Below are 23,817 nucleotides of genomic sequence, written 5' to 3'. Positions count from 1 at the left end.
TTTGAGGGGTTAAGGCTCCCAGTAGACGACTGGGTTGATAGGCCAGATCTGGAAGCACCGCAAGGTGTGGAGGTGACTGGTACTAATAGGCCGAGGGCTTGTCCTCAGTTGCTCGCGTCCACTGTGTAGTTCCCAGACAACGAACGGTTGTGCTGGCTGAACAGTTTCACTAATCAATTAAATAGTGTGCTTGTTCGCTGCCCGTTCGAGACCCCGTTCATTCGGGGTGTCTGACAGGGTTTCGGTGGTCATAGCGTGAGGGAAACGCCCGGTTACATTCCGAACCCGGAAGCTAAGCCTTACAGCGCCGATGGTACTGCAGGGGGGACCCTGTGGGAGAGTAGGACGCCGCCGAACAATCTTTGAGGACCCTTGGTCCCAGCGACTCGCTGGGACCAAGGGTCCTTTTGTTTTTCCGAAGCGCGCCGGGTACTCGGCTGCGCGAGAATGACTTGCGGTACCGAAGACAGGAGTCACCCATGTCCACCAACTCTCCCGATGAGCGACCGGACCGCGATCAGCGACGCCGGGACAGTGGTGACCGCGGCGGCTACCGCGGGGGCCCGCCGCGCCGTGACAACACCGCCGGCCGTGACAACGACCGCGGCGGTGACCGTGGCGGCTTCCGTCGTGACGACAGCCGTGGCGGCGACCGTCCCCCCTTCCGCCGCGATGACCGGCCCACCGGCGACCGTCCCGCCTTCCGCCGTGACGACCGGCCCACCGGCGGTCCCCGTCGTGATGACCGTGGTGACCGCGGCGGCGACCGTGGCGGCTTCCGCCGCGACGACAACCGTGGTGGCGGTGGCGGTGGTTTCCGCCGTGACGACAACCGCGGTGGCGGTAGCGGCGGCGGCTTCCGTGGCCGTGACGACCGTCGCGAGGACGACCGCGGTGGCCGTCCCGCCTTCCGTCGTGACGACCGGCCGACCGGTGGCCCCCGTCGTGACGACCGGCCGAGTTTCGGTGGTCCTCGTCGTGATGACCGGCCGGCTTCCGGTCCGCGTCGTGACGACCGCGGTGACCGCGGCGGTGACCGTGGCGGCTTCCGTCGTGACGACAGCCGTGGCGGCGACCGTCCCCCCTTCCGCCGCGACGACCGCGGTGAGCGCCGCGACGACGACCGTGGCGGCTTCCGCAGGGACGACCGCGGTGACCGCGGCGGTGACCGTGGCGGCTTCCGTCGTGACGACAGCCGTGGCGGCGACCGTCCCGCCTTCCGCCGCGACGACCGGTCCACCGGCGACCGTCCCGCGTTCCGCCGCGATGACCGGCCCACCGGCGGTCCCCGTCGTGATGACCGCGGTGACCGCGGCGGCGACCGCGGCGGCTTCCGCCGCGACGACCGCGGTGACCGTGGGGATCGTGGCGGCGCCCGTCGTGACGACCGGCCGAGTTTCGGCGGCGCCCGTCGTGATGACCGGCCGAGTTTCGGTGGTCCTCGTCGTGATGACCGGCCGGCTTCCGGTCCGCGTCGTGACGACCGCGGTGACCGCGGCGGTGACCGTGGCGGCTTCCGTCGTGACGACAGCCGTGGCGGCGACCGTCCCACCTTCCGCCGCGACGACCGACCCACCGGCGACCGTCCCGCCTTCCGCCGTGACGACCGGCCCACCGGCGGCCCCCGTCGTGACGACCGCGATGACCGTGGCGGCTTCCGCCGCGACGACAGCCGCGGCGGCGACCGGCCCGCCTTCCGCAGGGACGACCGTGGCGACCGGCGCGACGACCGCCGTGAGGGCGACCGTCCGGCCTTCCGGCGCGACAGTGAGCGTCCGGCCTTCAGCCGTGACGACCGCAGGGACGACAGGCGTGACGACCGTCGTGGCGACGACCGCGGCGGTGACCGTGGTGGCTTCCGTGGGCGCGACGACCGTGGGCAGGGCCCGCGCCGTGACGACCGGGGCGGCCGTCCCGGTGGGTACCGCGACCGTGACGACCGTCGGGACGACGACCGGCGCGGTGGCGGACGGTTCCGCGACGAGCGCGAGCGGGACCGCGAGCCGATCAGGCGGCTGCCGATCCCGGACGACGTCACGGGCGAGGAGATCGACAAGGACGTACGCCAGGAGCTGATGAGCCTGCCGAAGGGGCTTGCCGAGGACGTCTCCAGGAACCTGGTGATGGTGGCCCGGCTCATCGACGAGGACCCGGAGGGAGCGTACGGATACTCCAGGGTGGCCCTGCGTCTGGCGTCCCGCGTCGCCGCCGTACGAGAGGCGGCCGGGTTCGCCGCGTACGCGAACCAGAAGTTCAGCGAGGCGCTGGCCGAGTTCCGGGCCGCGCGGCGGATGACCGGGAACGTCGACCTCTGGCCCGTCATGGCCGACTGCGAGCGCGGCCTCGGCCGGCCCGAGAAGGCGCTGGACATGGCCGGTGCGCCCGAGGTGCACAAGCTGGACAAGGCCGGGCAGGTCGAGATGCGCCTCGTGGCCGCCGGTGCCCGGCGTGACATGGACCAGCTCGACGCGGCCATCGTGACCCTCCAGAGCCCGGAGCTGGCCTCCAGCTCCGTGCAGCCCTGGACCGCGCGCCTGCGGTACGCGTACGCCGACGCGCTGCTCGCCGCCGGTCGCGAGGACGAGGCGCGCGAGTGGTTCGCGAAGGCCGTCGAGTCCGACAAGGACGGCAGCACGGACGCCTCGGACCGGCTCGCCGAGCTGGACGGTGTCGAGTTCGTCGACGCCATGTCCGAGGACGATTCGGAGCCCAAGTCCACGCCCCGCATCGACGCCGACGTCGAGGTGGCCGACGCTCACGCCGAGGACGCCGAGATCGAGGACGAGATCGACGCCGAGGACGAGATCGACGCCGAGGACGAGGACGACGCCGAGATCGACGACGAGGACGACGTCGATGTGGCGGAGGACGAGACCGAGGCGCCTCGGGACGTGCGGCCACTGGACGACGGTGACCTGGACGACGGCGACGACGGCGACGACGAGGACGGCACCGAGGGCGCTCCTCGCGCCTGACGTCACGCGGACGCACGGGCCGACACAGCGGTGACAGCGGACGGGCGGGACTCCCAGAGGGGGTCCCGCCCGTCCGCGTTTCAGGGGGTGAGCGCCCGCAGGACCAGGCCCGAGGCCGGCTTCGGGCCGAACGACGTCGACTTGCGCGGCATCATGACGCCCTGGCGGGCCAGGTCGCGTACGACCTCCTCGCGGACCGGGTGCATCAGGACCGCCGTACCGCCGTCGCGTTCCGCCTTCTCGACCGTCGCGGCCGGGTCGTGGATGTAGGCGATGTGCGCCGGGGAGTCCTCGGGGACGTGCCAGACGTGCTGGAGGAGCGCGGCGTGCAGGACCGTCGCGTCCAGGCTGCGCCAGGCCTTTGGGCGGTCCGCCGGGACCGTACGGGCCAGGAGGTCCGCGGACGGGCGGTCGAGGAGGTGGAAGGCGCCGTCGCCGGCCAGCAGGAAGGCGTTGCCGTCGGCAGCGGCCGAGGCGAGTGCCGCCAGGGCTTCGCCGAGGGGGACCTCCAGGTGACGTACACGGAAGTGGGGCGACACGGCGGCCAGTGCCTCGGGCACCGGCAGGCGGTGCAGGAGCCGGTGGATGGCGCGGACGCGGAGCGGATGACGCGCGGTGTCCACAAGGAGCACCAGACCGTAGTCCCAGGGGCTCGGGGACGGGTGCTCGGTGCGCAGCCGCAGACACGTCGCCCAGCGGTGGTGGCCGTCCGCGATGAGAGCCTGGTGACGGGCGAGGTCCGTGCGGATCTCCGCCAGGTCGGCGGGGTCGGTCACGGCCCACAGCCGGTGGCTGAAGCCGTCCTCCGTGGTCGTCGCGAGCAGCGGTTCCCGCCGTGCGGTGCGCTCGACGACGGCGGCCGCGCCGGTCACCGAGCCGTCGCCGCGGTAGGTCAGCAGCAGGGGTTCGAGATTGGCCGAGGTGGCCCGCATCAGCGCCGCGCGGTCCGCGACCACATGAGGCATGACGTCCTCGTGGGGGAGGACCACACCGTCCGAGGGTTCCGACAGGCGCAGGGCGCCGATGACACCGCGCTGCAGCAGACCGCCGTCGCGCTGCTCGTAGACGTACAGGGCAGGTTCGGAGTCCGTGGTGAGGACGCCTTCGGCCAGCCACTGCCGCAGGGTGTCCGCCGCCTGCCGGTTGCGGACGTCGGGGGTGGTGTCCTGAGGGAGGATCAGCCGGACGATGTTGTGCGGGTCGGCGGATTCGAGGTGGAGCAGGCCGTCGGGCCGTACGACGACGTCGTACGGCGGGGAGGTCACGGCGGCCAGGCTGCCGACCCGCTCGGGGTCGTACCGCAGGCCCTGGAACGGGGTCAGCTCGAGCCCCTCGTGCTTCGGGGTCTCCTCCGTGGGGCCTGCATAGTTCATTGAGGCATCGTAAGTGTGTCACCCGTATGCGCGATGATCGGGGGAAAGGGATCGAACAAGGAGCGATGCGTAATGAGCCAGACCGTCAGGACGCGGCCGGACGCCAGCAGGCAGGCCCTGAGCGAGGCGTACGACACGGCGCTGCTCGACCTCGACGGGGTGGTGTACGCGGGCGGCAGCGCGATCACGCACGCCGTGGAGTCGCTCACCACGGCCCGCTCGGGCGGAATGCGTCTCGCGTACGTCACGAACAACGCGCTGCGGACGCCGGACGCCGTGGCCGGCCACCTCACCGAGCTGGGGGTGCCGGCCGAGCCCTCGGACGTCATCACCTCGGCGCAGGCGGTGGCGCGGCTGATCAGCGAGCAGGTGCCCGAGGGCGCGCGGGTGCTGGTGGTCGGCGGTGAGGGTCTGCAGGTCGCGTTGCGCGAGCGCGGGCTGGAGCCGGTCGATTCGGCGGACGACGAGCCGGTGGCGGTCGTGCAGGGCTACGGCGGACCCGATCTGACGTGGTCGCGATTCGCGGAGGCCTGCTTCGCGATCCACCGCGGGGTGCCGTGGTTCGCGTCCAACACCGACCTGACGATCCCGAGCGCGCGCGGGATCGCCCCCGGCAACGGCGCGGCGGTGGAGGTCGTCCGCATCGCCACCGGCGCCGAACCCCGGGTGGCGGGCAAGCCGCTGCCCCCGATGCACCGCGAGACGATCCTGCGGACCGGCGCCGAGCGGCCGCTGGTGGTCGGCGACCGCCTGGACACCGACATCGAGGGCGCGTTCAACGGCGAAGTGGACTCGCTGCTCGTCCTCACCGGTGTGACGGACGGGGCGCAGCTGCTCGCCGCCCCGCCGCAGCACCGTCCGACCTTCGTCGACGCCGACCTGCGCGGTCTGCTGACCGGGCAGCCGGAGGTCGTCGGGGAAGGCGGCGGATTCCGGTGCGGTGGCTGGTCGGCCACCGCCGGGAGCGAGCGGCTCGAACTGGACGGCGAGGGCGCGGCCATGGACGGGCTGCGGGCCCTGTGCGCGGCGGCGTGGACGGCGGCCGGGGACGGGACCTGCGCGCTGGACGGCGGGAAGGCGCTCGCGCCGCTGGGGCTCTGAGCCGAAACGGGGTCCGCACCAGGGTCTTCGACGCACGGCCGGGCCGGGCGGGGGCACATTCCGGTGTCGGCGTGCCCCTCGACAAAGCGAGGGTAGGCTAACCTAACTGCGTGTTGGTCGACAGTCCTCCTGAACAGCGCGCGGAGACCGCCCCCGCGCCCCCGAACCGCCGGGCGATACGGTCCCTCGGACTCCTCGCGTCCGGAGCCCTGCTGACGCTCGTCGCGCTGGCGAGCGTCGCACTCGGTGCGAAGGCGCTGCCCATGGACCAGGTCTGGCACGGCCTGTTCCACGCGTCGGGGACCTACGGCGACGTCGTGGTCGGCGAGCGGGTCTCCCGCACCGTCCTCGGGCTGCTCGTCGGCGTCGCGCTCGGTCTGTCCGGGGCCGTCCTTCAGGCGCTCACCCGCAATCCGCTGGCCGACCCCGGACTGCTCGGCATCAACGCGGGCGCGTCCGCCGCGGTCGTCACCGCCATCACGTTCTTCGGCGTCACCTCGCTGAACGGCTATGTGTGGTTCGCCTTCTTCGGGGCGGCCGCGGTCGGTGCCCTGGTCTGGTTCCTCGGCGGCAGCCGGGGGGCGACCCCGGTGCGGCTGGCGCTCGCCGGAACCGCGATCAGCGCCGCGCTCTACGGCTATCTGCAGGCTGTGATGATCATGGACAACGCGGCGCTCGGCAAGATGCGCTTCTGGACCGTCGGTTCGCTCTCCTCGGCAGGCGACTCGACGATCCGGCAGGTCCTGCCGTTCCTGGCGGTCGGCACCCTCGTCGCGCTCGCCCTCGCCAAGCCCCTGAACGCCATGGCGATGGGCGACGACACCGCCCGCGCGCTCGGCGCCGACCTGAACCGCACCCGCGCGCTGTCCATGGCGGCGGCCACCGTCCTGTCCGGCGCCGCCACCGCGGCCTGCGGGCCGATCGTGTTCGTCGGGCTGATGGTGCCGCACCTCGTGCGCTCCTTCACCGGGCCCGACATGCGCTGGATCCTGCCGTACGCGGCCGTCCTGTCGCCCGTGCTGCTGCTGGGTGCCGACGTGATCGGGCGGCTGGTGGCGCGCCCCGCCGAACTCCAGGTCGGCATCGTCACCGCGGTCCTCGGCGGCCCGGTCTTCATCCATCTCGTACGACGGCGGAGGACGGCGCAGCTGTGAAGGCCACACGTACCCGGGCCGTCCGCACGAAGGGCGGCTTCTCGCTGCGGTACGACGTCCGCGCCTGCACGGTCGTCGCCCTGCTGCTCGTGGCCCTGCTCGCCGCGAGCATCGTCCTCATCGGCACCGGCGACTTCCCGATCCCGGCCGCCGATGTCCTGAGGACACTGGTCGGCGACGGGGACGCGGGACAGGAGTTCATCGTCAGCCAGCTCCGGCTGCCCCGGGTCGTCGTCGGCATCCTGGTGGGCGCCTCGCTCGGCCTCGGCGGAGCCCTCTTCCAGTCCATCTCCCGCAATCCGCTGGGCAGTCCTGACGTGCTCGGCCTGGGGCAGGGGTCGACGGCCGGCGCCCTCGTCATGATCGTGCTCTTCTCGGGCAGCGCCACCGAGGTCGCCCTCGGTGCCCTCGTCGGCGGTCTCGCGACCGGACTCGCCATCTATCTGCTCGCCTGGAAGCGGGGCGTGCACGGCTACCGGCTGGTCCTGGTCGGCATCGGCGTCGCCGCCGTCGTCACGGCGGTGAACGGCTATCTGCTCACCAAGGCCGACCTCGTCGACGCGGCCCGTGCGGTCGTCTGGATGACAGGCTCCCTCAACGGCCGTGCCTGGTCCCAGGTCTGGCCCCTGCTCGCCATGTGCGCCGTCCTCGTACCGCTCGTCCTCGCCAACGCGCGGGGGCTGCGGATGATCGAGATGGGCGACGACGTCTCGTACGCGCTCGGCGTGCGGGTCGAGCGGACGCGGCTGCTGCTGATGCTGGCCGCCGTGCTGCTGACCGCGGGAGCCACCGCCGCCGCCGGACCGGTCGGGTTCGTGGCGCTCACCTCGCCGCAGCTCGCCCGGCGGCTGACCCGCTCGCCCGGGCCGAACCTGGTGCCCTCGATGTGCATGGGCGCCACCCTCCTGATCGTCGCCGACTGGGCGTCGCAGCGGGCCTTCGGCGCCGACCAGCTGCCCGTCGGCGTGGTGACCGGCGTCGTCGGCGGCGTCTACCTGCTGTGGCTGCTCGTCATCGAGCGCAAGGCGGGCCGGATATGAGCACCCGGAGCGGACCGGACGCGCGGACCGGCAGCGGGTCCCGCACGCACCCCGGCAGCGGGCCTGACACGAACACCCAGAGGAGCACCAGCACTGTGAACCGCCTGTCCGCCGACAACCTGACCATCGGCTACGACCAGCGCGTCATCGCGGAGAACCTGTCGGTGGAGATCCCCGACCACTCCTTCACGGTGATCGTCGGCCCGAACGCCTGCGGCAAGTCCACCCTGCTGCGCGCCCTTTCGCGGATGCTCAAGCCGTCCCGGGGCCGGGTGCTGCTCGACGGGCAGGTCATCCACTCGATGCCCGCCAAGGAGGTCGCCCGGACGCTCGGGCTGCTGCCGCAGTCGTCCATCGCGCCCGACGGCATCACGGTCGGCGACCTGGTGGGGCGCGGCCGTTACCCGCACCAGGGGCTGCTGCGGCAGTGGTCGGCCGAGGACGAGCGGGTCGTACAGGACTCGATGGCCTCCACCGGCGTCGCGGAGCTGGCCGACCGCTACGTGGACGAACTCTCCGGCGGACAGCGCCAGCGCGTCTGGATCGCGATGGCGCTCGCCCAGCAGACACCGCTCCTGCTGCTCGACGAGCCGACCACCTACCTCGACATCCAGCACCAGATCGACGTGCTCGACCTGTGCGCCGAACTCCACGAGGAACAGGGCCGCACCCTGGTCGCCGTGCTGCACGACCTGAACCACGCCGCCCGCTACGCCACGCACCTCATAGCCCTGCGCGAGGGCAGGGTCGTCGCCGAGGGGGCACCGAACGACATCGTCACGGCCGAGCTGGTCGAGGAGGTCTTCGGGCTGCGCTGCCAGGTCATCGACGACCCGGAGACGGGGACGCCGCTGGTGGTCCCGGCGGCGCGGAAGGCGCGCGCGGCGACGGCCGCCCACGCGGTCGGCGCGGCGGCACTGGCCGCCGAAGGCTGAGAGCGGGCTCCGCGGATGCCCTGCGGAGCGGTCCCTAGAGCAGGCTCCGCAGGCGCATGAGGTCGCGGAGGCCGGCCTCCAGCTTCACCCGGCCCGAGGCCCAGGCCCTCGCGAAGTTCAGGTCGCCGTTCACCATCCCCACCAGGTCGTCGCCGGTCATCGCGAGCCGGATCTGGGCCTTCTCGCGGGGCGGGCCGGGGAGCGTGTCGAGCACGTCGATCCGGCCGTCCGTCAAACGCCCGACGAAAGTCGTGTCGAGGTCGGTGACACGGCAGCTCAGCGAGCGGTCGAGGGCCGCCGCACCGCGCACGTCCCCGTCGGCCCCCGCCAGGTTGTCCGAGAGTTTGTCGAGTGCCGCACGGCACTCCTCTGTCGTCGCCATCGTGATCGACGGTACCGCAGCGCTTCGGGGTAGCGTCGGGGCATGAGCGACTCAGTGCCCTGGTCCGAGGGCCCGCTGGAGGCGGCCGCGCCGGATCCCCGCCGTGCCCCGGAGCACGGTTTCCCCGTGGCGCCGGTGCCCGGGACATCCGCCGTCCCGGCGCCCGCCCGTTCGCCGGGGGAGGAGCACGGCACCGGCACGGACCTCGCCGTCGGGCCCGCGGCCCCGGCGCCGCTGGAGGTCCCCCGCACCCCCACCGGCAACGCCGACGTCGACGCCCGCCTCGACCGGCTGGCCGACGCCGACCACCTCGCCACCGAGGGCCACGCCGAGGTGTACGAGGATGTACACAGGGGCCTGCGCGACGCACTGACCGCGCTCGACGCACGTCAAGGGCCCCCGGTGCCGTCGCCCCCGACGGCGCCCACCTCTTCGTACGACCACAGGAGCTGAACCGAACGTGGCAGGAGTGGCACGACGCCGCCTCGATGCCGAGCTGGTCCGCCGCAAGCTCGCCCGCTCGCGCGAGCACGCCGGGCAGCTGATCGCCGCGGGGCGGGTCACCGTCGGCAAGACCCTCGCGACCAAGTCCGCCACGCAGGTGGAGACCGCGGCCGCCATCGTGGTCACCCAGGACGACGACGATCCCGACTACGTCTCGCGCGGCGGGCACAAACTCGCCGGTGCCTTCGAGGTCTTCGTGCCGCAGGGGCTGAAGGTCGAGGGGCGCCGGGCGCTGGACGCGGGAGCGTCCACCGGAGGCTTCACCGACGTCCTGCTGCGCGCGGGCGCCGCCCACGTCGTCGCGGTCGACGTCGGCTACGGCCAACTCGCCTGGTCTCTGCAGAGCGATGAACGCGTCACCGTCAAGGACCGTACGAACGTACGCGAGTTGACGTTGGAGGCGATCGATGGGGAGCCCGTGGATCTTGTCGTGGGGGATCTGTCCTTCATCCCGCTCGGACTGGTGCTGCCCGCCCTCGCGCGGTGCGCGGCACCGGACGCCGATCTGGTGATGATGGTGAAGCCGCAGTTCGAAGTGGGCAGGGAACGGCTGGGCAGCGGCGGTGTCGTCCGCAGCCCTGAGCTGAGGGCCGAGGCGGTGCGCGGTGTGGCGGCGCGAGCCTGGGAACTGGGGCTCGGCGTGCGGGGCGTCACAGCCAGCCCGCTGCCCGGACCGTCCGGCAATGTCGAATACTTTCTGTGGCTGCGTGCCGGGGCGCCCGCACCGGACGCGGCCGACGTCGACCGAGCAGTTGCGGAGGGGCCCCGTTGACTCAGACCCGAGCTCGTACTGTTTTCCTGCTGGCCCACACCGGGCGGCCCGCGGCCATCCGCAGCGCCGAGCTGGTCGTCGAGGGACTGCTGCGCTCCGGGATCGGCGTGCGCGTCCTGGAGGCGGAGGCCGCCGACCTGCCGCTCCCGGCGACCGTGGAACTGGTCAGGGAGGCCACCCCGCAGTGCCTCGACGGGTGCGAACTGCTGATCGTGCTCGGCGGTGACGGCACACTGCTGCGCGGCGCCGAGTTCGCCCGCGCGTCCGGCGTCCCGATGCTCGGCGTCAACCTGGGCCGGGTCGGCTTCCTCGCGGAGGCCGAGCGCGACGACCTCGACAAGGTGGTCGACCGGGTGGTGACCAAGGCGTACGAGGTCGAGGAGCGCATGACCGTCGACGTCGTCGTGCACCGCAACGGCGACATCGTGCACACCGACTGGGCGCTGAACGAGGCCGCCGTGCAGAAGGTCTCGGCGGAGAAGCTCCTCGAGGTGGTGCTGGAGATCGACGGGCGCCCGGTGACCGGCTTCGGCTGCGACGGCATCGTCTGCGCGACCCCGACCGGCTCCACCGCGTACGCCTTCTCCGCGGGCGGGCCCGTGGTGTGGCCGGAGGTCGAGGCGCTGCTGATGGTGCCGATCAGCGCGCACGCGCTGTTCGCCAAGCCGCTGGTCACCTCGCCGGACTCGGTGCTCGCCGTGGAGGTCCTGCCGCACGTCCCGCCCGGCGTCCTGTGGTGCGACGGCAGGCGCACGGTCGAGCTGCCGCCCGGGGCGCGGGTCGAGGTGCGCCGGGGGGCCGTCCCGGTGCGACTCGCCCGGCTCCACCACGCGTCCTTCACCGACCGGCTCGTCGCCAAGTTCGCCCTTCCCGTGTCGGGCTGGCGGGGCGCGCCGCACTGACACCGGTACGAGGAGCGGGCGGCCGGCCCGGCGGAGCGGGACGCCGTCCCGTTCCCGGCCCGCGACCCCGCCACGGGCCGGGAAGCGGGCCAGGAGGCCGTGCGACGGCTTCGAGGGGGCCGGGGCTCTTGAACCGGGCCGCAGGCGGGAGCCGCGCGTGGGGACGCCCTGGCGGGGCCGGCGCGGGTGAGGGGCCGTGCCGTAGGCACCGGAGTCCCGGGGGCTCCAGCTCGGTCCCGGCTCGACCTTCCGGCGCTGCTGCCCGCGGGACGGCACCGGATCCCGGAGCGGGAAGCCCCACTCCCGCGGGTGACAGGGCCCTCCGGCGGGCGTCCGCCACCTGCGCCTTCGCGGCAGGAGGGCAGGGCCCGTCGCACACGGGGTCCCTGACCTCGTAAGGTCGTGTCCGTGTTGGAGGAGATGCGGATACGGTCGCTCGGAGTCATCGACGACGCGGTCGTCGAGCTGTCACCAGGCTTCACCGCCGTGACCGGCGAGACCGGCGCGGGCAAGACGATGGTGGTCACGAGCCTGGGACTGCTGCTCGGCGGGCGCGCGGACCCGGCCCTCGTACGGATCGGCGCGAAGAACGCGGTCGTCGAGGGGCGGATCTCCGTGCCCGCGGGCGGGACGGCGATCGTGCGGGCCGAGGAGGCGGGAGCCGAGCTCGACGACGGCGCGTTGCTGATCAGCCGGACCGTTTCGGCCGAAGGGCGCTCCCGGGCGCACCTCGGCGGGCGCTCGGTCCCCGTCGGCGTGCTGGCCGAGCTGGCCGACGAGCTGGTCGCGGTGCACGGCCAGACAGACCAGCAGGGGCTGCTCAAGCTGTCCCGGCAGCGGCAGGCGCTCGACCGGTACGCCGGTGACGCGGTCGCCGTGCCGCTCGCCAAGTACACGGGTGCCTATCGTCGGCTGCGCGTGATCTCGGCCGAGCTGGACGAGATCACCACGCGCGCGCGGGAACGTGCTCAGGAAGCCGACCTGCTGCGGTTCGGGCTCGACGAGATCGCCGCCGTCGAACCGCGCGGGGGCGAGGACGTGGAGCTGGCCGCCGAGGCCGAGCGGCTGGGCCACGCGGAGGCGCTGGCCTCGGCCGCCACCGTCGCGCACGCCGCGCTCGCGGGCAACCCCGAGGACCCCGAGGGCATCGACGCCACGACCCTCGTCGCGGGCGCGCACCGGGCGCTGGAGGCGGTGCGCGCCCACGACTCCGCACTGGGCGCGCTGGCCGGCCGGATCGGGGAGATCGGGATCCTGCTGGGCGACGTCGCCGGGGAGCTGGCCGGGTACGCAGACGACCTCGACGCCGACCCGCTGCGGCTCGCGGCGGTCGAGGAGCGGCGGGCCGCCCTCACCCAGCTGACCCGCAAGTACGGCGACGACATCGACGCCGTGCTCGTCTGGGCCGAGCGGAGCGCCGCGCGGCTCACCGAACTCGACGGGGACGACGAGCGGCTCGGCGAGCTGACCGCCGAGCGCGACGCACTCCGGGCCGAACTCGGCGGACTGGCGCAGGCCTTGACGGACGCCCGCGCGGAGGCCGCCGAACGGTTCGCCGCCGCCGTGACCGCCGAGCTGGCCTCGCTCGCCATGCCCCACGCGCGAGTGTCCTTCGACATCCGCCAGACCGAGGACCCGGAGGGTGTGGAGGTCGGCGGACGTACGGTGCACTACGGCCCGGCGGGCGCCGACGAGGTCGAACTGCTGCTGGCCCCGCACCCCGGCGCCCCGGCGCGGCCGATCGCCAAGGGCGCGTCCGGCGGTGAACTCTCGCGCGTGATGCTCGCCGTCGAGGTGGTCTTCGCCGGGACCGACCCGGTGCCGACGTACCTCTTCGACGAGGTCGACGCGGGTGTCGGCGGCAAGGCCGCGGTCGAGATCGGCCGCCGGCTGGCCCGCCTGGCCAGGACGGCACAGGTCGTCGTCGTCACGCACCTGCCGCAGGTGGCCGCCTTCGCCGACCGCCAGCTGCTGGTGGAGAAGACGAACGACGGCTCGGTCACCCGGTCCGGGGTGAAGGTCCTGGAGGGCGAGGACCGCATCCGCGAGCTGTCCCGCATGCTGGCGGGCCAGGAGGACTCGGAGACGGCCCGCGCCCACGCGGAGGAACTGCTGGCGACGGCCAGGGCGGACGGGTAGCGGCGCCGGGGAGTCCCGCACCCCGCCGGGCACCGACGTCGGCGCTCGCCGCCCCGACGTGGGGATGTGACGCCCGCCTCGGGGTTCCCCGCCCTACGGGTGCCTCGGGGGTCGGCCTCGGGCGCGTCGGGGTGTTCGTCGCCCCTGGGCCGTGGTGGCCGTGTCGGGGTTCCTCGCCCGCTGGGTGCCTCGGGGGTCGCGTCGGGCGCGTCGAGGGTGTTCGTCGCCCCTGGGCCGTGGTGGCCGTGTCGGGGGCTCTCGCCCGGCGGGTGCCTTGGGTCGGCGCGGGCGCGTCCAAGCGTTCGTCGCCCCCGGCGAGGGGGCCGTGGTGGCCGTGTCGCGGTGCTCGGGCGCCGTCGCCCCGCCGTGGCCGGTCCCGCCCGCGGGTTCGTAGGGTGGCGGTCATGGGCACACGCATGACCGGCTTCGCCGCCTGCGGACTCGTCGCGGGCGTCACGCGCGCGGGGATCGCCGTACTGCGCTCCACGGCCCCCGGCGGACGCGGGCGCTGGGAGCGGAAGAACCACGCGGGACGGACCGTCGCGCTCTACGCGGGCCCCGCCGTGGCCCTCGCGGCGGCGCTGGGCGCCGGACGGGCCCACCGGGCCACCGGCTTCGCCGTCCTCGCGGCCGGTGCCTGCGGCGCCTACGACGATGTCGCCGGGGCCGACGATCCCCGGCGCGGCTTCCGGGCGCACCTCGGTGCCCTGCGCCACGGCGAAGTCACCTCCGGGGCGGTCAAGCTGTTCGGTGTCTCGGCCGCGGCCCTGGCGGCGGGGGCGCTGCTCGAGGAGCGTGCCGTGGACAAGGTGCTGGCGGGCGCCGTGATCGCCGGGACCGCGCACTTCGTCAACCTCGTGGATGTACGCCCTGGGAGGGCGGCCTGCGCGGTGCTCGCCCTGGGGGTGCCGGGGCTGCTGCGCGGGGGAGCGGCGGGTGAGCTGTCCGCCGCCGCCGTGGGGGCCGCCGCCGCGGTCCTGCCCGACGACCTCGGCGAGCGCGCGATGATCGGCGACACCGGGGCCCACGCGCTCGGAGCCACACTGGGCGCCGCCCTCGCTGCGGGAGGCGGCAGGACCGGCCTGGTCGTCCGCGCCGCGGCGCTGGTGGCCGCGGCGGCGTGCGGGGAACGGGTGAGTGAACTGGCGCGCACGCCGGGGCGCGGACCGCGCTGAGCACCACGGCGCGGACGCCGCCGAGCACCACGGCTCGGTGCTGGACACCACGGCGCGGACCGCGCCCGGTACGGCGGGCACGTGGACGTCGCGCGCCGCACCGGGCCAGTGCCAGGGCGGCGTCTCTTCGCGCGCACCCGGGCGGCTCGCGCTGGCGGAGCGGCGGCCCGAGCGTACCGAGGCGGTTCGCGCCCGCGGTGCGCGGTGCGGGGGCCCGGAGCCCTTCGCGCCGACTCTCGAACTCCTGAATGAAAAGGCCCCGTCTCTCACTCGCGCGAGTGACCGCGCCCGTACAGTTGCCCACCGCGGCGCGGCAGCGGCCGCCCGGTGGTGCCGCGGCGGGCGGGTGTCCTGGCATCCTTGACGCAGTACGCGAAGCACGACGTGCGGTACACCCCTCCGCGCGCCCTTCTGTACGTTCCTTCGTGACCGTCCGACGCCGAACCAGGAGCCCCGGCCACGTGAGCCTCGTGAGCAGCCACTCACCGCACGGGCAGTCGCCGCTGTGCACCGTGCAGGTGCTCGGGGGCGGCAGTGCGGGCAGCAGCGCCCATGTGCGGTCGCTGGCCTCGGGACTGGTCGCCCGGGGCGTGCGGGTCACGGTGTGCGCCCCCGCCGAGGCCGAACACACCTACGGCTTCGCCGGAGTCGGCGCGCAGCACGTCCCCGTGCCCCGCAGGAGCGACCCCGCCTCCGTGGCCGCGCTGCGGGCGGCCTGCGCGGACGCGGACCTCGTGCACGCGCACGGTCTGCACGCGGCGCTGCGGGCCGCGCTCGCGCTCAGTGGCCGACCCACCCCACTCGTCGTCACCTGGCACACCCGCTCGCAGGCGGAGGGTGCCCGGGCCCATCTGCTGCGCCTGCTGGAGCGCCGCGTCGCCCGGGCCGCCTCCGTCGTCCTCGGCACGTCGTCCGACCTGGTGGACCGGGCACGCAGCAGGGGAGCGAGGGACGCGCGGCTGGCCGCCGTCGCCCTCTCGGCGGCGCGCAAGCCCATGGAGTACGACGAGGCGGAGCGGCTGCGGCACAAGGCGCGGGCCGAACTCGGCGCCACGGAACGCCCGTTGCTCATGGCCGTCGGTTCCCTGGACCGGCACCGCGGCTACGGGACGCTGCTGAGCGCGGCGCGCACGTGGCGCCACCTCAGCCCCGCGCCCTTGCTCGTGATCGCGGGGGAAGGGCCGCTGCGTGCGGAACTGCAGCGCCGTATCGAGGACGAGGGCCTGCCGGTGCGTCTGATCGGCCGGCGCGACGACATCCCGGAGCTGCTCGCGGGCGCCGATCTGGCGCTGCTGCCCAGCAGTTGGGAATCACGCTCCGTCCTCGCCCAGGAAGCCCTGCACGCACGCGTGCCGCTGGTGGCGACCGAGGTCGGCGGCATCCCCGAACTGGTCGGCGACGCGGCCGAACTCGTCCCGTACGCAGACGCGGACGCCCTGGCCGCGGCGGTCGTGCGCCTCCTGGAGGACCCTGCGCGCCGGGAACTCCTCAAGGACAGGGGAGTCCAGCAGGCGGCCACCTGGCCCACCGAGGACGACACGGTCGCCCAGATCCTGAGCGTCTACGACGAGTTGACCCAGCCGCGCCCCCTGCCCTAGCGGAGGACGGGCGCCGGAAGACGGGCGGCGGACGGCGGACGGCGAACGGCGGGCGGCGCGGAAGCCCTACGGCACGTGCCTGCGCGCGCGCAGGGCCAGGCTCAACGCGAGTACCGTCTGCGGGTCGTCCAGGTCCGTGCCGAGCAACTCGCCGATCCGCGCCAGGCGGTTGTAGAGCGTCTGCCGGTTCAGATGCAGTTCGCGGGCCGTCTCCGCCTTGCGGCCCGCGTGCGCCAAGAACGTCTGCAGCGTGGGCAGAAGAGGCGGCTTCGACCGGTTGTCGTGCTCGCGGAGCGGGCCGATCGCCCGGTCCACGAAGGCCGCCAGGTCCGGATGGTCGCGCAGCCGCCACAGGAGCAGGTCGATGTCGAGGCGCCGGGCGTCGTACCAGAGGCGGTCCGACAGGCCCTGTGCCGCCGTCGCCGTCTCCGCCGCGTGCCGCAGGCCCGCCGAGGCCGCCGCCCAGCCGCCCGCGACCCCGACCACCACCACCGGCGGCTGCGCGCCCGGCCGCTGCATGCCCGCCCGCTCCACGCCCGCCCGCAGCGCCGCCGCCACCCGGTCCGCGACGGCCGCGCGCTCGGACTCCGAACGCAGGCCGAGCAGCAGGGGCACGCGGCCTTCGACGGGCCGTACGCCCAGGAGCACGGGCACGCCCACGGAGGCCAGCTCCTCGGCGACCGCGCGGGCGAGAACCGCCCAGCCGCCGCCCGGCGAGAGTCCGTCCGCGAGCCGCATCACGACCGGCAGAAGCGGACTGCTGCCCGGCTTGAAGCCGAGCACGCGTGCCTGGGCGGGCGCGTCCTCGGCCCGGACGCGGCCCTCGGCGAGGTCGGTGAGGAAGTCGCCGCGGCCGCGTGCCGCGAGCTCCTCCTCCTGGCGGGCCTGCATCAGGACCACGGCCAGGATGCCCGCCGCCCGCTCGGCCGCCATCCGGTGCACGGGGGCCGTCGGAGCGGTCACGGGCGTGAGGACCAGCCGGGCGCGGACGGAGCCGGTGCCGGGGCCGCCGCCGGGCACGTCCACGACGGTCGTGCCCGCGGGCGGTTCGTCCTTGTGCTGGCCGCGCAGCCCCTCCCACACCTGGAGCGGATCGGCGCCCGCCGGGCCGGCCCCGGCCGCGTACAGCAGCTGCCCGTCCGCCGTCTCCAGGAAGACCGGGTTGCCGGCGAAGTCCGCGAGGATGCCGAGGACCTGCGGTATCCCGCCCCCGCCGAGCAGTGCCCGAGTGCAGCGCCGGTGCACCTCCTCGGCCCGCTGGAGCAGTGCGTAGTGGCCGTTGACGATCTCGGTGTGAACCTCCTCCGTGACCGCCACGAACGGCACCTCGCGGTGCAGCTGGACCAGCGGGAGGCCGGCGGCGCGCGCCGTCTCCACCAGAGTCGCGGGCAGCCGCGAGAAGCGCGGGCCGAGCTCCACCACCAGGGCGGCGATCCCGCGCTCGGCCAGGGTGCGGACGAAGGCGCGCTGCTCGGCGGGACGGGTACCGAGGCCGTACCCCGTCGTCAGCAGCAGTTCGCCGCCCTTGAGGAGCGAGGCGATGTTCGGTACCTCGCCCGCGTGCACCCAGCGCACCGTGCGCTGCAGCCGGTCGGCCCCCGCCAGGATCTCCGGCAACCCGCTGCGCAGCCCGGGCAGCTCCAGCGCCCGCTGCACGGTGATCCCGGCGCCCTCGGTGTCGTAACGGCTGTCCATGCAGCGGACGCTACCTGCGCGCACGTCCCGGGAACACTTCGGCCCGTCCCGGGCACGGCGGCGGGCGCGCCCCCCGGACGACGCGGCGGCCCCGCCCCCGCCCGGAAGTGCGGGAGGGAGCGGGGCCGCCGTGCGTATGGAGGGTGCAGGTTTCCGATACCTGGCGCTCCGTTGGGTTCTCTGGCGGGCTCTACGGCCGGGTCAGCCCGGCTTGACCGCCAGCGTCGCAAAATAGTTCGACATGTATTGAGCGGATGCGTTGGATTGGTGCGGCGCTTCCGCGAAGCCGGTGAGGACGAACCCCGCGGCGAGCTGCCCGCCGATCTGGTCGGTGAGGGTGTGGCTGTATTCGAGAGCGGCATCCGCGCCGAACTTCGTGGCGCGTTCGTCGGCGGAGTACTGCGTGACATCGCTGTAGGGCAGCTTGTGCACGACGATCAGTTCGCCGCGCTCGTCGAGCGCCTCGTGGTCGAACAAGTACACATCAGGGTTGAGGAAGCCCGCGAGCAGAGTTCCGCCCGGTCGCAGGACGCGGAAGCACTCACGCCACACCAGTGCCAAGTCTGGTACGAATAGGTTGGAGACCGGATGGAATACGACGTCGAATGTCGCATCGCCGAAGGCGCTGAGATCGCGCATGTCGCCTAGGACGGTGCGCAGCTCGAGTCCGTCGCGCGCCGCCACCAGCTGGTCCTGGCCGAGCTGGCGCGGTGAGTTGTCGAACACGGTGACCCGCGCCCCCGCAGCGGCGAGGACCGGACCCTGCTGGCCACCGCCGGAGGCCAGGCACAACACGTCCTTGCCGGTCAGGTCCGTCGGCAGCCAGGAGCGGTCGACCGGCTCACGCCCGATGAGAACAATCGACCAGTCGCCCATGCGGGCGCGCTCGATATCCTCAGCACTCACCGGCCTCGACCACTCGCTGCCCTCTTGGACATACCTGTCCCAGGCTGCCCGATTGTGGGCAACGGGGTCGACAATGTCCTGCACGTTCAACTCCCTGCTACAGCCAAGCGGACACCTGCGGTACTGACAGTTCGGTGCCGCTAGCCAACACGATTGCAGGGTGCGGGCTCAACCAAATTGCCTGCGCCGCTGCGGTCAGAGTCGGTAGAACAGTCAACCGCCGAATGCCGTGGGCATGCCCCGGTCGTCTGCGTTGATGACGACCGGGACGGTCCGGTACACAAGGGGGGAACTACTCGGGTCAGAGGCATGAATCCCGCCCACATGTCGTATCCGACACGGCTACGACATTCCCGCGCGGAATCCGACACGGAGAACGGGATCCCACGGTGGGTCAGCCGCCGTACGCCCCGCTCGCCGTCAGTCGCAGCGCCGTGTCGATCAGCGGGACGTGGCTGAAGGCCTGCGGGAAGTTGCCGACCTGGCGCTTGAGCCGGGGGTCCCACTCCTCGGCGAGCAGACCGAGGTCGTTGCGCAGGTCGAGCAGCTTCTCGAAGAGCTTGCGGGCCTCGTCGACCCGCCCGATCATCGCGAGGTCGTCCGCCATCCAGAACGAGCAGGCGAGGAACGCGCCCTCGTCGCCCTCCAGACCGTCCACGCCCGCGTGCTCGCCGGACGTCGGGTAGCGCAGGATGAAGCCGTCCTCGGTGGACAGCTCGCGCTGGATCGCCTCGATCGTGCCGATCACGCGCTTGTCGTCCGGCGGCAGGAAGCCCATCTGCGGGATCAGCAGCAGCGAGGCGTCCAGCTCCTGCGAGCCGTACGACTGCGTGAACGTGTTGCGCTCCTTGTCGTAGCCCTTCTCGCACACGTCCCGGTGGATGTCGTCGCGCAGCTCGCGCCACTTCTCCAGCGGGCCGTCCGCGTCGCCCGACTCGATGAGCTTGATGGTGCGGTCGACGGCGACCCAGGCCATCACCTTGGAGTGCACGAAGTGGCGGCGCGGGCCGCGCACCTCCCAGATGCCCTCGTCCGGCTGGTCCCAGTGGTCCTCCAGGTAGCGGATCAGCTTGAGCTGGAGGAGCGAGGCGTAGTCGTTGCGGGACAGACCCGTCATGTGTGCCAGGTGCAGGGCCTCGGTTACCTCCCCGTACACGTCCAGCTGGAGCTGGTGCGCGGCGCCGTTGCCGACGCGGACGGGCCCCGAGTTCTCGTAGCCGGGGAGCCAGTCCAGCTCCGCCTCGCCGAGCTCCCGCTCACCCGCGATGCCGTACATGATCTGCAGGTTCTCCGGGTCGCCCGCGACCGCGCGCAGCAGCCACTCGCGCCAGGCGCGCGCCTCCTCGCGGTACCCGGTGCGCAGCAGCGAGGACAGGGTGATCGCCGCGTCGCGCAGCCAGGTGTAGCGGTAGTCCCAGTTGCGGACGCCGCCGATCTCCTCCGGGAGCGAGGTCGTGGGCGCGGCGACGATGCCGCCCGTGGGGGCGTACGTCAGGGCCTTCAAGGTGATCAGGGAGCGGACCACGGCCTCACGGTAGGGGCCGTGGTACGTACATTGGTCGACCCAGTCGCGCCAGAACTCCTCGGTCGCCTCCAGGGACTGCTCCGGCTCGGGCAGCGCGGGCGGCTGCTTGTGCGAGGGCTCCCAGGAGATCGTGAACGCGATCCGCTCACCCGGCGCCACCGTGAAGTCGGCGTACGTGGTGAGCGCCTTGCCGTAGGTCTCGCAGGCTGTGTCGAACCACACGGAGTCGGGTCCCGCGACGGCGACGGTCCGGCCCTCGTGCTTGTGCACCCAGGGCACGACACGGCCGTACGAGAAGCGCATCCGCAGGGCCGAACGCATCGGCACCCGGCCCGTGACGCCCTCGACGATGCGGATCAGCTGCGGCGCCCCGTCACGCGGCGGCATGAAATCGATCACGCGCACCGTGCCGCGCGGGGTGTCCCACTCGGATTCCAGGATCAGCGAGTCGCCGCGGTACGTGCGCCGGGCCGCGGTCGGCGGCTTGGCGTCCGCCGCGTGCGCCGGCCCGAGCCGCCAGAAGCCGTGCTCCTCGGTGCCCAGCAGGCCGGCGAAGATGGCATGCGAGTCGAAGCGGGGCAGGCACAGCCAGTCGACTGTGCCGTCCCGGCAGACCAGCGCGGCTGTCTGCATGTCTCCGATGAGTGCGTAGTCCTCGATGCGCCCGGCCACGTGCATCTCCAGTCGAACGGCCACGTCGCCCCACGAGGGGCGGTCGCTCTTGCGGTCAAGGGGTCTTTGTCAGGCGTCGTCGCGAAACGACGGAAGGGTTGTGTGAATGTCGTTGCGAAACGAACTGCCGAGCTCTCGTGTTCCAGGATGCGGCGTGGGTGGTGCCGTCTACCGGCCGGTCTCGGCAGTGAGTGTCCGAGCAGGATACGACGCACGTCGATGATCCGCTTGCCTCTCCCGGCAACCTGACTCGGCCGACCGAGTGAGCAGAGGGTGAGCGGTGCGGACGGGGTGGGCGGGTCGTGCGGGCTCCGTGTCGAAGTGTGCGCGGAGCGTGGCCGCGAGCGGCCCCGTTCTGGCGCTGATACCCTGGTAGCCCGTGGACCGGAGGGCGAGAAACCCCCGAACCGCAGCGACGGCGCCCCCCGAAAATCCGGTACCTCCGGGTCGGGCCGCCGGTACGCACCCCACACCGCGACCACGGGAGCCCCCTCTTGGCCATGCCGCCCGCTGCTTTCCGAAACAGCACAGCCACGACGACCAAGCACATCTTCGTCACCGGGGGTGTCGCCTCCTCCCTCGGCAAGGGTCTGACCGCCTCCAGCCTGGGCGCGCTGCTCAAGGCACGGGGTCTGCGGGTCACCATGCAGAAGCTGGACCCGTACCTGAACGTCGATCCGGGCACGATGAACCCCTTCCAGCACGGTGAGGTGTTCGTCACCAACGACGGCGCCGAGACCGACCTCGACATCGGACACTACGAGCGCTTCCTCGACGTGGACTTGGACGGCTCCGCCAATGTCACTACAGGGCAGGTGTACTCGACGGTCATCGCCAAGGAGCGGCGCGGCGAGTACCTGGGCGACACCGTGCAGGTCATCCCGCACATCACCAACGAGATCAAGCACCGCATCCGCCGCATGGCCGCCGACGACGTCGACGTCGTCATCACCGAGGTGGGCGGCACGGTCGGCGACATCGAGTCGCTGCCGTTCCTGGAGACCGTCCGCCAGGTCCGTCACGAGGTCGGCCGCGACAACGTGTTCGTGGTGCACATCTCGCTCCTGCCCTACATCGGCCCGTCCGGGGAACTGAAGACGAAGCCGACGCAGCACTCGGTCGCGGCGCTGCGCAACATCGGTATCCAGCCGGACGCGATCGTGCTGCGCGCCGACCGCGAGGTCCCCACCGCCATCAAGCGCAAGATCTCGCTGATGTGCGACGTCGACGAGGCCGCCGTGGTGGCGGCGATCGACGCCAAGTCGATCTACGACATCCCGAAGGTCCTGCACACCGAGGGCCTGGACGCGTACGTGGTCCGCAAGCTGGACCTGCCCTTCCGCGACGTGGACTGGACGACCTGGGACGACCTGCTCGACCGCGTCCACAACCCGCTGCACGAGATCAACCTCGCGCTGGTCGGCAAGTACATCGACCTGCCCGACGCCTACCTCTCGGTCACCGAGGCGCTGCGCGCGGGCGGCTTCGCGAACAAGGCCCGCGTGAAGATCAAGTGGGTCACCTCGGACGACTGCAAGACCCCGGCGGGCGCCGCGAAGCAGCTCGGCGACGTGGACGCGATCTGCATCCCCGGCGGCTTCGGCGACCGCGGTGTGTCCGGCAAGGTCGGCGCCATCCAGTACGCCCGCGAGAACAGGATCCCGCTGCTCGGCCTGTGCCTGGGCCTGCAGTGCATCGTGATCGAGGCCGCGCGGAACCTGGCCGACATCCCCGACGCCAACTCCACCGAGTTCGACTCGGCCACCGGGCACCCGGTCATCTCCACGATGGCCGAGCAGCTCGACATCGTGGCCGGCGAGGGCGACATGGGCGGCACGATGCGCCTGGGCATGTATCCGGCCAAGCTGGCGGAGGGCTCCATCGTGCGCGAGGTGTACGACAACAAGGAGTACGTCGAGGAGAGGCACCGTCACCGCTACGAGGTGAACAACGCCTACCGCGCCGAACTGGAGAAGAAGGCCGGCCTGCAGTTCTCCGGCACCTCCCCGGACGGCAAGCTGGTCGAGTACGTCGAATACCCGCGCGAGGTGCACCCCTACCTGGTGGCGACCCAGGCGCACCCCGAGCTGCGCTCGCGTCCGACGCGCCCGCACCCGCTCTTCGCGGGCCTGGTGAAGGCGGCCGTGGAGCGCAAGACGGGCAAGTGACACGAGGGTTGTACGGTTGCCGGGGTACGCGTCTTTCGAGGTGCGTGCCCCGGTTTCTGTCGCCGGCGCACCGTGGCCGATTCCCTTCGGCCGTGACCGGCTTCTCTCGTGTACGTGTGGAAGGACGCAGGGCATGACGATCAAGGACACCGCCGAGGAGTGGGAGATCCGGGCGAGCGAGACCCCGTTCACCGGGAACAAGACCTCCGTCCGCACCGACGACGTGGTCATGCCCGACGGCTCGGTGGTCCGCCGCGACTACCAGGTCCACCCCGGATCCGTGGCCGTCCTCGCCCTCGACGACGAGGACCGTGTGCTGGTCATCCGGCAGTACCGCCACCCCGTGCGCCACAAGCTGTGGGAGATCCCGGCCGGGCTGCTCGACGTCCCCGGCGAGAACCCGCTGCACGCGGCGCAGCGGGAGCTCTACGAGGAGGCGCACGTCAAGGCCGAGGACTGGCGGGTGCTGACCGACGTCTACACGACGCCCGGCGGCTGCGACGAGGCCGTCCGCATCTTCCTGGCCCGCGATCTGTCCGAGGCCGAGGGCGAGCGCTTCGAGGTCGAGGAGGAGGAGGCCGACATGGAGCTCTCGCGCGTGTCCGTCGGCGACCTCGCCCGCGGGGTGCTCGCCGGGGAGCTGCACAACAACTGTCTGGTCGTCGGTGTGCTGTCGCTGATCGCCGCCCGGAACGGCGCAGGTGTCGACGCGCTGCGTCCGGCGGAGGCGCCCTGGCCCGCCCGGCCCTTCGAGTCCTGAGCCGCTCCCGCGTCTCCTCGGGGGACCCGGTGTGACGATCG

General features: G+C 72.8%; 18 protein-coding genes, 2 rRNA genes and 1 pseudogene. 16 read left to right on the top strand and 5 right to left on the bottom strand.

What is annotated here, in order from left to right; genetic code table 11:
• From AC0ZLC_RS13985 to AC0ZLC_RS13970, 4 genes and pseudogenes are all read left to right on the top strand, one after another.
• A 23S ribosomal RNA gene (locus tag AC0ZLC_RS13985) occupies positions 1-106 on the top strand; the annotation flags it as partial.
• 134 nt (positions 107-240) lie between these two features.
• Positions 241-357, top strand: a 5S ribosomal RNA gene (rrf, locus tag AC0ZLC_RS13980).
• A gap of 749 nt (positions 358-1,106) precedes the next feature.
• Positions 1,107-1,670 (top strand): annotated as a pseudogene (locus AC0ZLC_RS13975) (hypothetical protein); the annotation flags it as partial.
• A 405-nt stretch (positions 1,671-2,075) separates the two neighbouring features.
• Positions 2,076-2,975 carry a tetratricopeptide repeat protein gene (locus AC0ZLC_RS13970; protein ID WP_476752263.1) on the top strand — a complete coding sequence of 300 codons (900 nt, stop codon included), beginning with the start codon at positions 2,076-2,078 and terminating at the stop codon, positions 2,973-2,975.
• A gap of 80 nt (positions 2,976-3,055) precedes the next feature.
• On the opposite strand, the gene AC0ZLC_RS13965 is transcribed toward AC0ZLC_RS13970, so the two are convergent.
• Entirely contained in the window at positions 3,056-4,348 is a 1,293-nt protein-coding gene (locus AC0ZLC_RS13965; protein WP_476752247.1) for a DUF1015 domain-containing protein, read from the bottom strand.
• A 72-nt stretch (positions 4,349-4,420) separates the two neighbouring features.
• Between AC0ZLC_RS13965 and AC0ZLC_RS13960 the strand changes: the two genes are divergently transcribed.
• The 4 genes from AC0ZLC_RS13960 (at position 4,421) to AC0ZLC_RS13945 (ending at position 8,578) form a co-directional block, all read left to right on the top strand.
• Positions 4,421-5,449, top strand: a complete 1,029-nt coding sequence (locus AC0ZLC_RS13960; RefSeq protein ID WP_476752246.1) for an HAD hydrolase-like protein — start codon at positions 4,421-4,423, stop codon at positions 5,447-5,449.
• A gap of 110 nt (positions 5,450-5,559) precedes the next feature.
• Complete coding sequence (locus tag AC0ZLC_RS13955) at positions 5,560-6,603, top strand: FecCD family ABC transporter permease (RefSeq protein WP_476752245.1); 1,044 nt, start codon at positions 5,560-5,562, stop codon at positions 6,601-6,603.
• Positions 6,600-7,643: a FecCD family ABC transporter permease gene (locus AC0ZLC_RS13950; protein WP_476752244.1), complete on the top strand. Its 1,044-nt coding sequence runs from the start codon at positions 6,600-6,602 to the stop codon at positions 7,641-7,643. The genes AC0ZLC_RS13955 and AC0ZLC_RS13950 overlap by 4 nt, the downstream gene beginning before the upstream one ends.
• A complete protein-coding gene (locus AC0ZLC_RS13945) occupies positions 7,640-8,578 on the top strand; it encodes an ABC transporter ATP-binding protein (RefSeq protein WP_476752243.1) in 939 nt (312 codons plus the stop codon). The genes AC0ZLC_RS13950 and AC0ZLC_RS13945 overlap by 4 nt, the downstream gene beginning before the upstream one ends.
• A gap of 34 nt (positions 8,579-8,612) precedes the next feature.
• Here AC0ZLC_RS13945 and AC0ZLC_RS13940 read toward each other — a convergent pair whose 3' ends face one another.
• Positions 8,613-8,960 carry an SCP2 sterol-binding domain-containing protein gene (locus AC0ZLC_RS13940; RefSeq protein ID WP_476752242.1) on the bottom strand — a complete coding sequence of 116 codons (348 nt, stop codon included), beginning with the start codon at positions 8,958-8,960 and terminating at the stop codon, positions 8,613-8,615.
• A 42-nt stretch (positions 8,961-9,002) separates the two neighbouring features.
• Here AC0ZLC_RS13940 and AC0ZLC_RS13935 point away from each other — a divergent pair, with 42 nt between their 5' ends.
• From AC0ZLC_RS13935 to AC0ZLC_RS13910, 6 genes are all read left to right on the top strand, one after another.
• Positions 9,003-9,413, top strand: coding sequence for a hypothetical protein (locus tag AC0ZLC_RS13935; protein WP_476752241.1), 411 nt, complete (start codon positions 9,003-9,005; stop codon positions 9,411-9,413).
• Between the two features lie 7 nt (positions 9,414-9,420).
• On the top strand, positions 9,421-10,236 hold the full coding sequence (locus tag AC0ZLC_RS13930) for a TlyA family RNA methyltransferase (protein ID WP_476752240.1): 816 nt from the start codon (positions 9,421-9,423) through the stop codon (positions 10,234-10,236).
• The gene (locus tag AC0ZLC_RS13925; protein WP_358854111.1) at positions 10,233-11,138 is read left to right on the top strand and encodes an NAD kinase; all 906 of its coding nucleotides are present in this window, start codon (positions 10,233-10,235) and stop codon (positions 11,136-11,138) included. The genes AC0ZLC_RS13930 and AC0ZLC_RS13925 overlap by 4 nt, the downstream gene beginning before the upstream one ends.
• A 420-nt stretch (positions 11,139-11,558) precedes the next feature.
• Entirely contained in the window at positions 11,559-13,277 is a 1,719-nt protein-coding gene (gene recN, locus AC0ZLC_RS13920) for a DNA repair protein RecN (RefSeq protein ID WP_476752262.1), read from the top strand.
• Between the two features lie 404 nt (positions 13,278-13,681).
• Positions 13,682-14,452, top strand: a complete 771-nt coding sequence (locus AC0ZLC_RS13915; RefSeq protein ID WP_476752239.1) for a hypothetical protein — start codon at positions 13,682-13,684, stop codon at positions 14,450-14,452.
• Positions 14,453-14,913: 461 nt separating this feature from the next.
• Complete coding sequence (locus AC0ZLC_RS13910; protein ID WP_476752238.1) at positions 14,914-16,050, top strand: glycosyltransferase family 4 protein; 1,137 nt, start codon at positions 14,914-14,916, stop codon at positions 16,048-16,050.
• Positions 16,051-16,116: 66 nt separating this feature from the next.
• Here AC0ZLC_RS13910 and AC0ZLC_RS13905 read toward each other — a convergent pair whose 3' ends face one another.
• The 3 genes from AC0ZLC_RS13905 to AC0ZLC_RS13895 form a co-directional block, all read right to left on the bottom strand.
• Positions 16,117-17,745, bottom strand: coding sequence for a PucR family transcriptional regulator (locus AC0ZLC_RS13905; protein WP_476752237.1), 1,629 nt, complete (start codon positions 17,743-17,745; stop codon positions 16,117-16,119).
• A 201-nt stretch (positions 17,746-17,946) separates the two neighbouring features.
• On the bottom strand, positions 17,947-18,735 hold the full coding sequence (locus AC0ZLC_RS13900) for a class I SAM-dependent methyltransferase (RefSeq protein WP_476752236.1): 789 nt from the start codon (positions 18,733-18,735) through the stop codon (positions 17,947-17,949).
• Between the two features lie 310 nt (positions 18,736-19,045).
• On the bottom strand, positions 19,046-20,854 hold the full coding sequence (locus tag AC0ZLC_RS13895; protein WP_476752261.1) for a glycoside hydrolase family 15 protein: 1,809 nt from the start codon (positions 20,852-20,854) through the stop codon (positions 19,046-19,048).
• A 494-nt stretch (positions 20,855-21,348) separates the two neighbouring features.
• Between AC0ZLC_RS13895 and AC0ZLC_RS13890 the strand changes: the two genes are divergently transcribed.
• Together AC0ZLC_RS13890 and AC0ZLC_RS13885 are read left to right on the top strand one after the other, a co-directional pair.
• Positions 21,349-23,016 (top strand): CTP synthase, encoded by a 1,668-nt coding sequence (locus AC0ZLC_RS13890; RefSeq protein ID WP_476752235.1) that lies wholly within the window; start codon positions 21,349-21,351, stop codon positions 23,014-23,016.
• 133 nt (positions 23,017-23,149) lie between these two features.
• On the top strand, positions 23,150-23,776 hold the full coding sequence (locus AC0ZLC_RS13885) for an NUDIX hydrolase (protein ID WP_358854116.1): 627 nt from the start codon (positions 23,150-23,152) through the stop codon (positions 23,774-23,776).
• Positions 23,777-23,817 lie beyond the last annotated feature (41 nt).

The sequence above is a fragment of the Streptomyces sp. GLSS-08 genome, assembly GCF_056387915.1.
The sequence above is the reverse complement of the archived record's forward strand: the minus strand, read 5'-3'. Positions and strand labels throughout refer to the sequence as shown.

Coding starts and splice junctions, on each gene's coding strand:
- AC0ZLC_RS13970 (WP_476752263.1), top strand. CDS start 2,076: ATGAGCCTGCCGAAGGGGCTTGCCGAGGACGTCTCCAGGAACCTGGTG.
- AC0ZLC_RS13965 (WP_476752247.1), bottom strand. CDS start 4,348: ATGAACTATGCAGGCCCCACGGAGGAGACCCCGAAGCACGAGGGGCTC.
- AC0ZLC_RS13960 (WP_476752246.1), top strand. CDS start 4,421: ATGAGCCAGACCGTCAGGACGCGGCCGGACGCCAGCAGGCAGGCCCTG.
- AC0ZLC_RS13945 (WP_476752243.1), top strand. CDS start 7,640: ATGAGCACCCGGAGCGGACCGGACGCGCGGACCGGCAGCGGGTCCCGC.
- AC0ZLC_RS13940 (WP_476752242.1), bottom strand. CDS start 8,960: ATGGCGACGACAGAGGAGTGCCGTGCGGCACTCGACAAACTCTCGGAC.
- AC0ZLC_RS13935 (WP_476752241.1), top strand. CDS start 9,003: ATGAGCGACTCAGTGCCCTGGTCCGAGGGCCCGCTGGAGGCGGCCGCG.
- recN (WP_476752262.1), top strand. CDS start 11,559: ATGCGGATACGGTCGCTCGGAGTCATCGACGACGCGGTCGTCGAGCTG.
- AC0ZLC_RS13915 (WP_476752239.1), top strand. CDS start 13,682: ATGGGCACACGCATGACCGGCTTCGCCGCCTGCGGACTCGTCGCGGGC.
- AC0ZLC_RS13905 (WP_476752237.1), bottom strand. CDS start 17,745: ATGGACAGCCGTTACGACACCGAGGGCGCCGGGATCACCGTGCAGCGG.
- AC0ZLC_RS13895 (WP_476752261.1), bottom strand. CDS start 20,854: ATGCACGTGGCCGGGCGCATCGAGGACTACGCACTCATCGGAGACATG.
- AC0ZLC_RS13890 (WP_476752235.1), top strand. CDS start 21,349: ATGCCGCCCGCTGCTTTCCGAAACAGCACAGCCACGACGACCAAGCAC.
- AC0ZLC_RS13885 (WP_358854116.1), top strand. CDS start 23,150: ATGACGATCAAGGACACCGCCGAGGAGTGGGAGATCCGGGCGAGCGAG.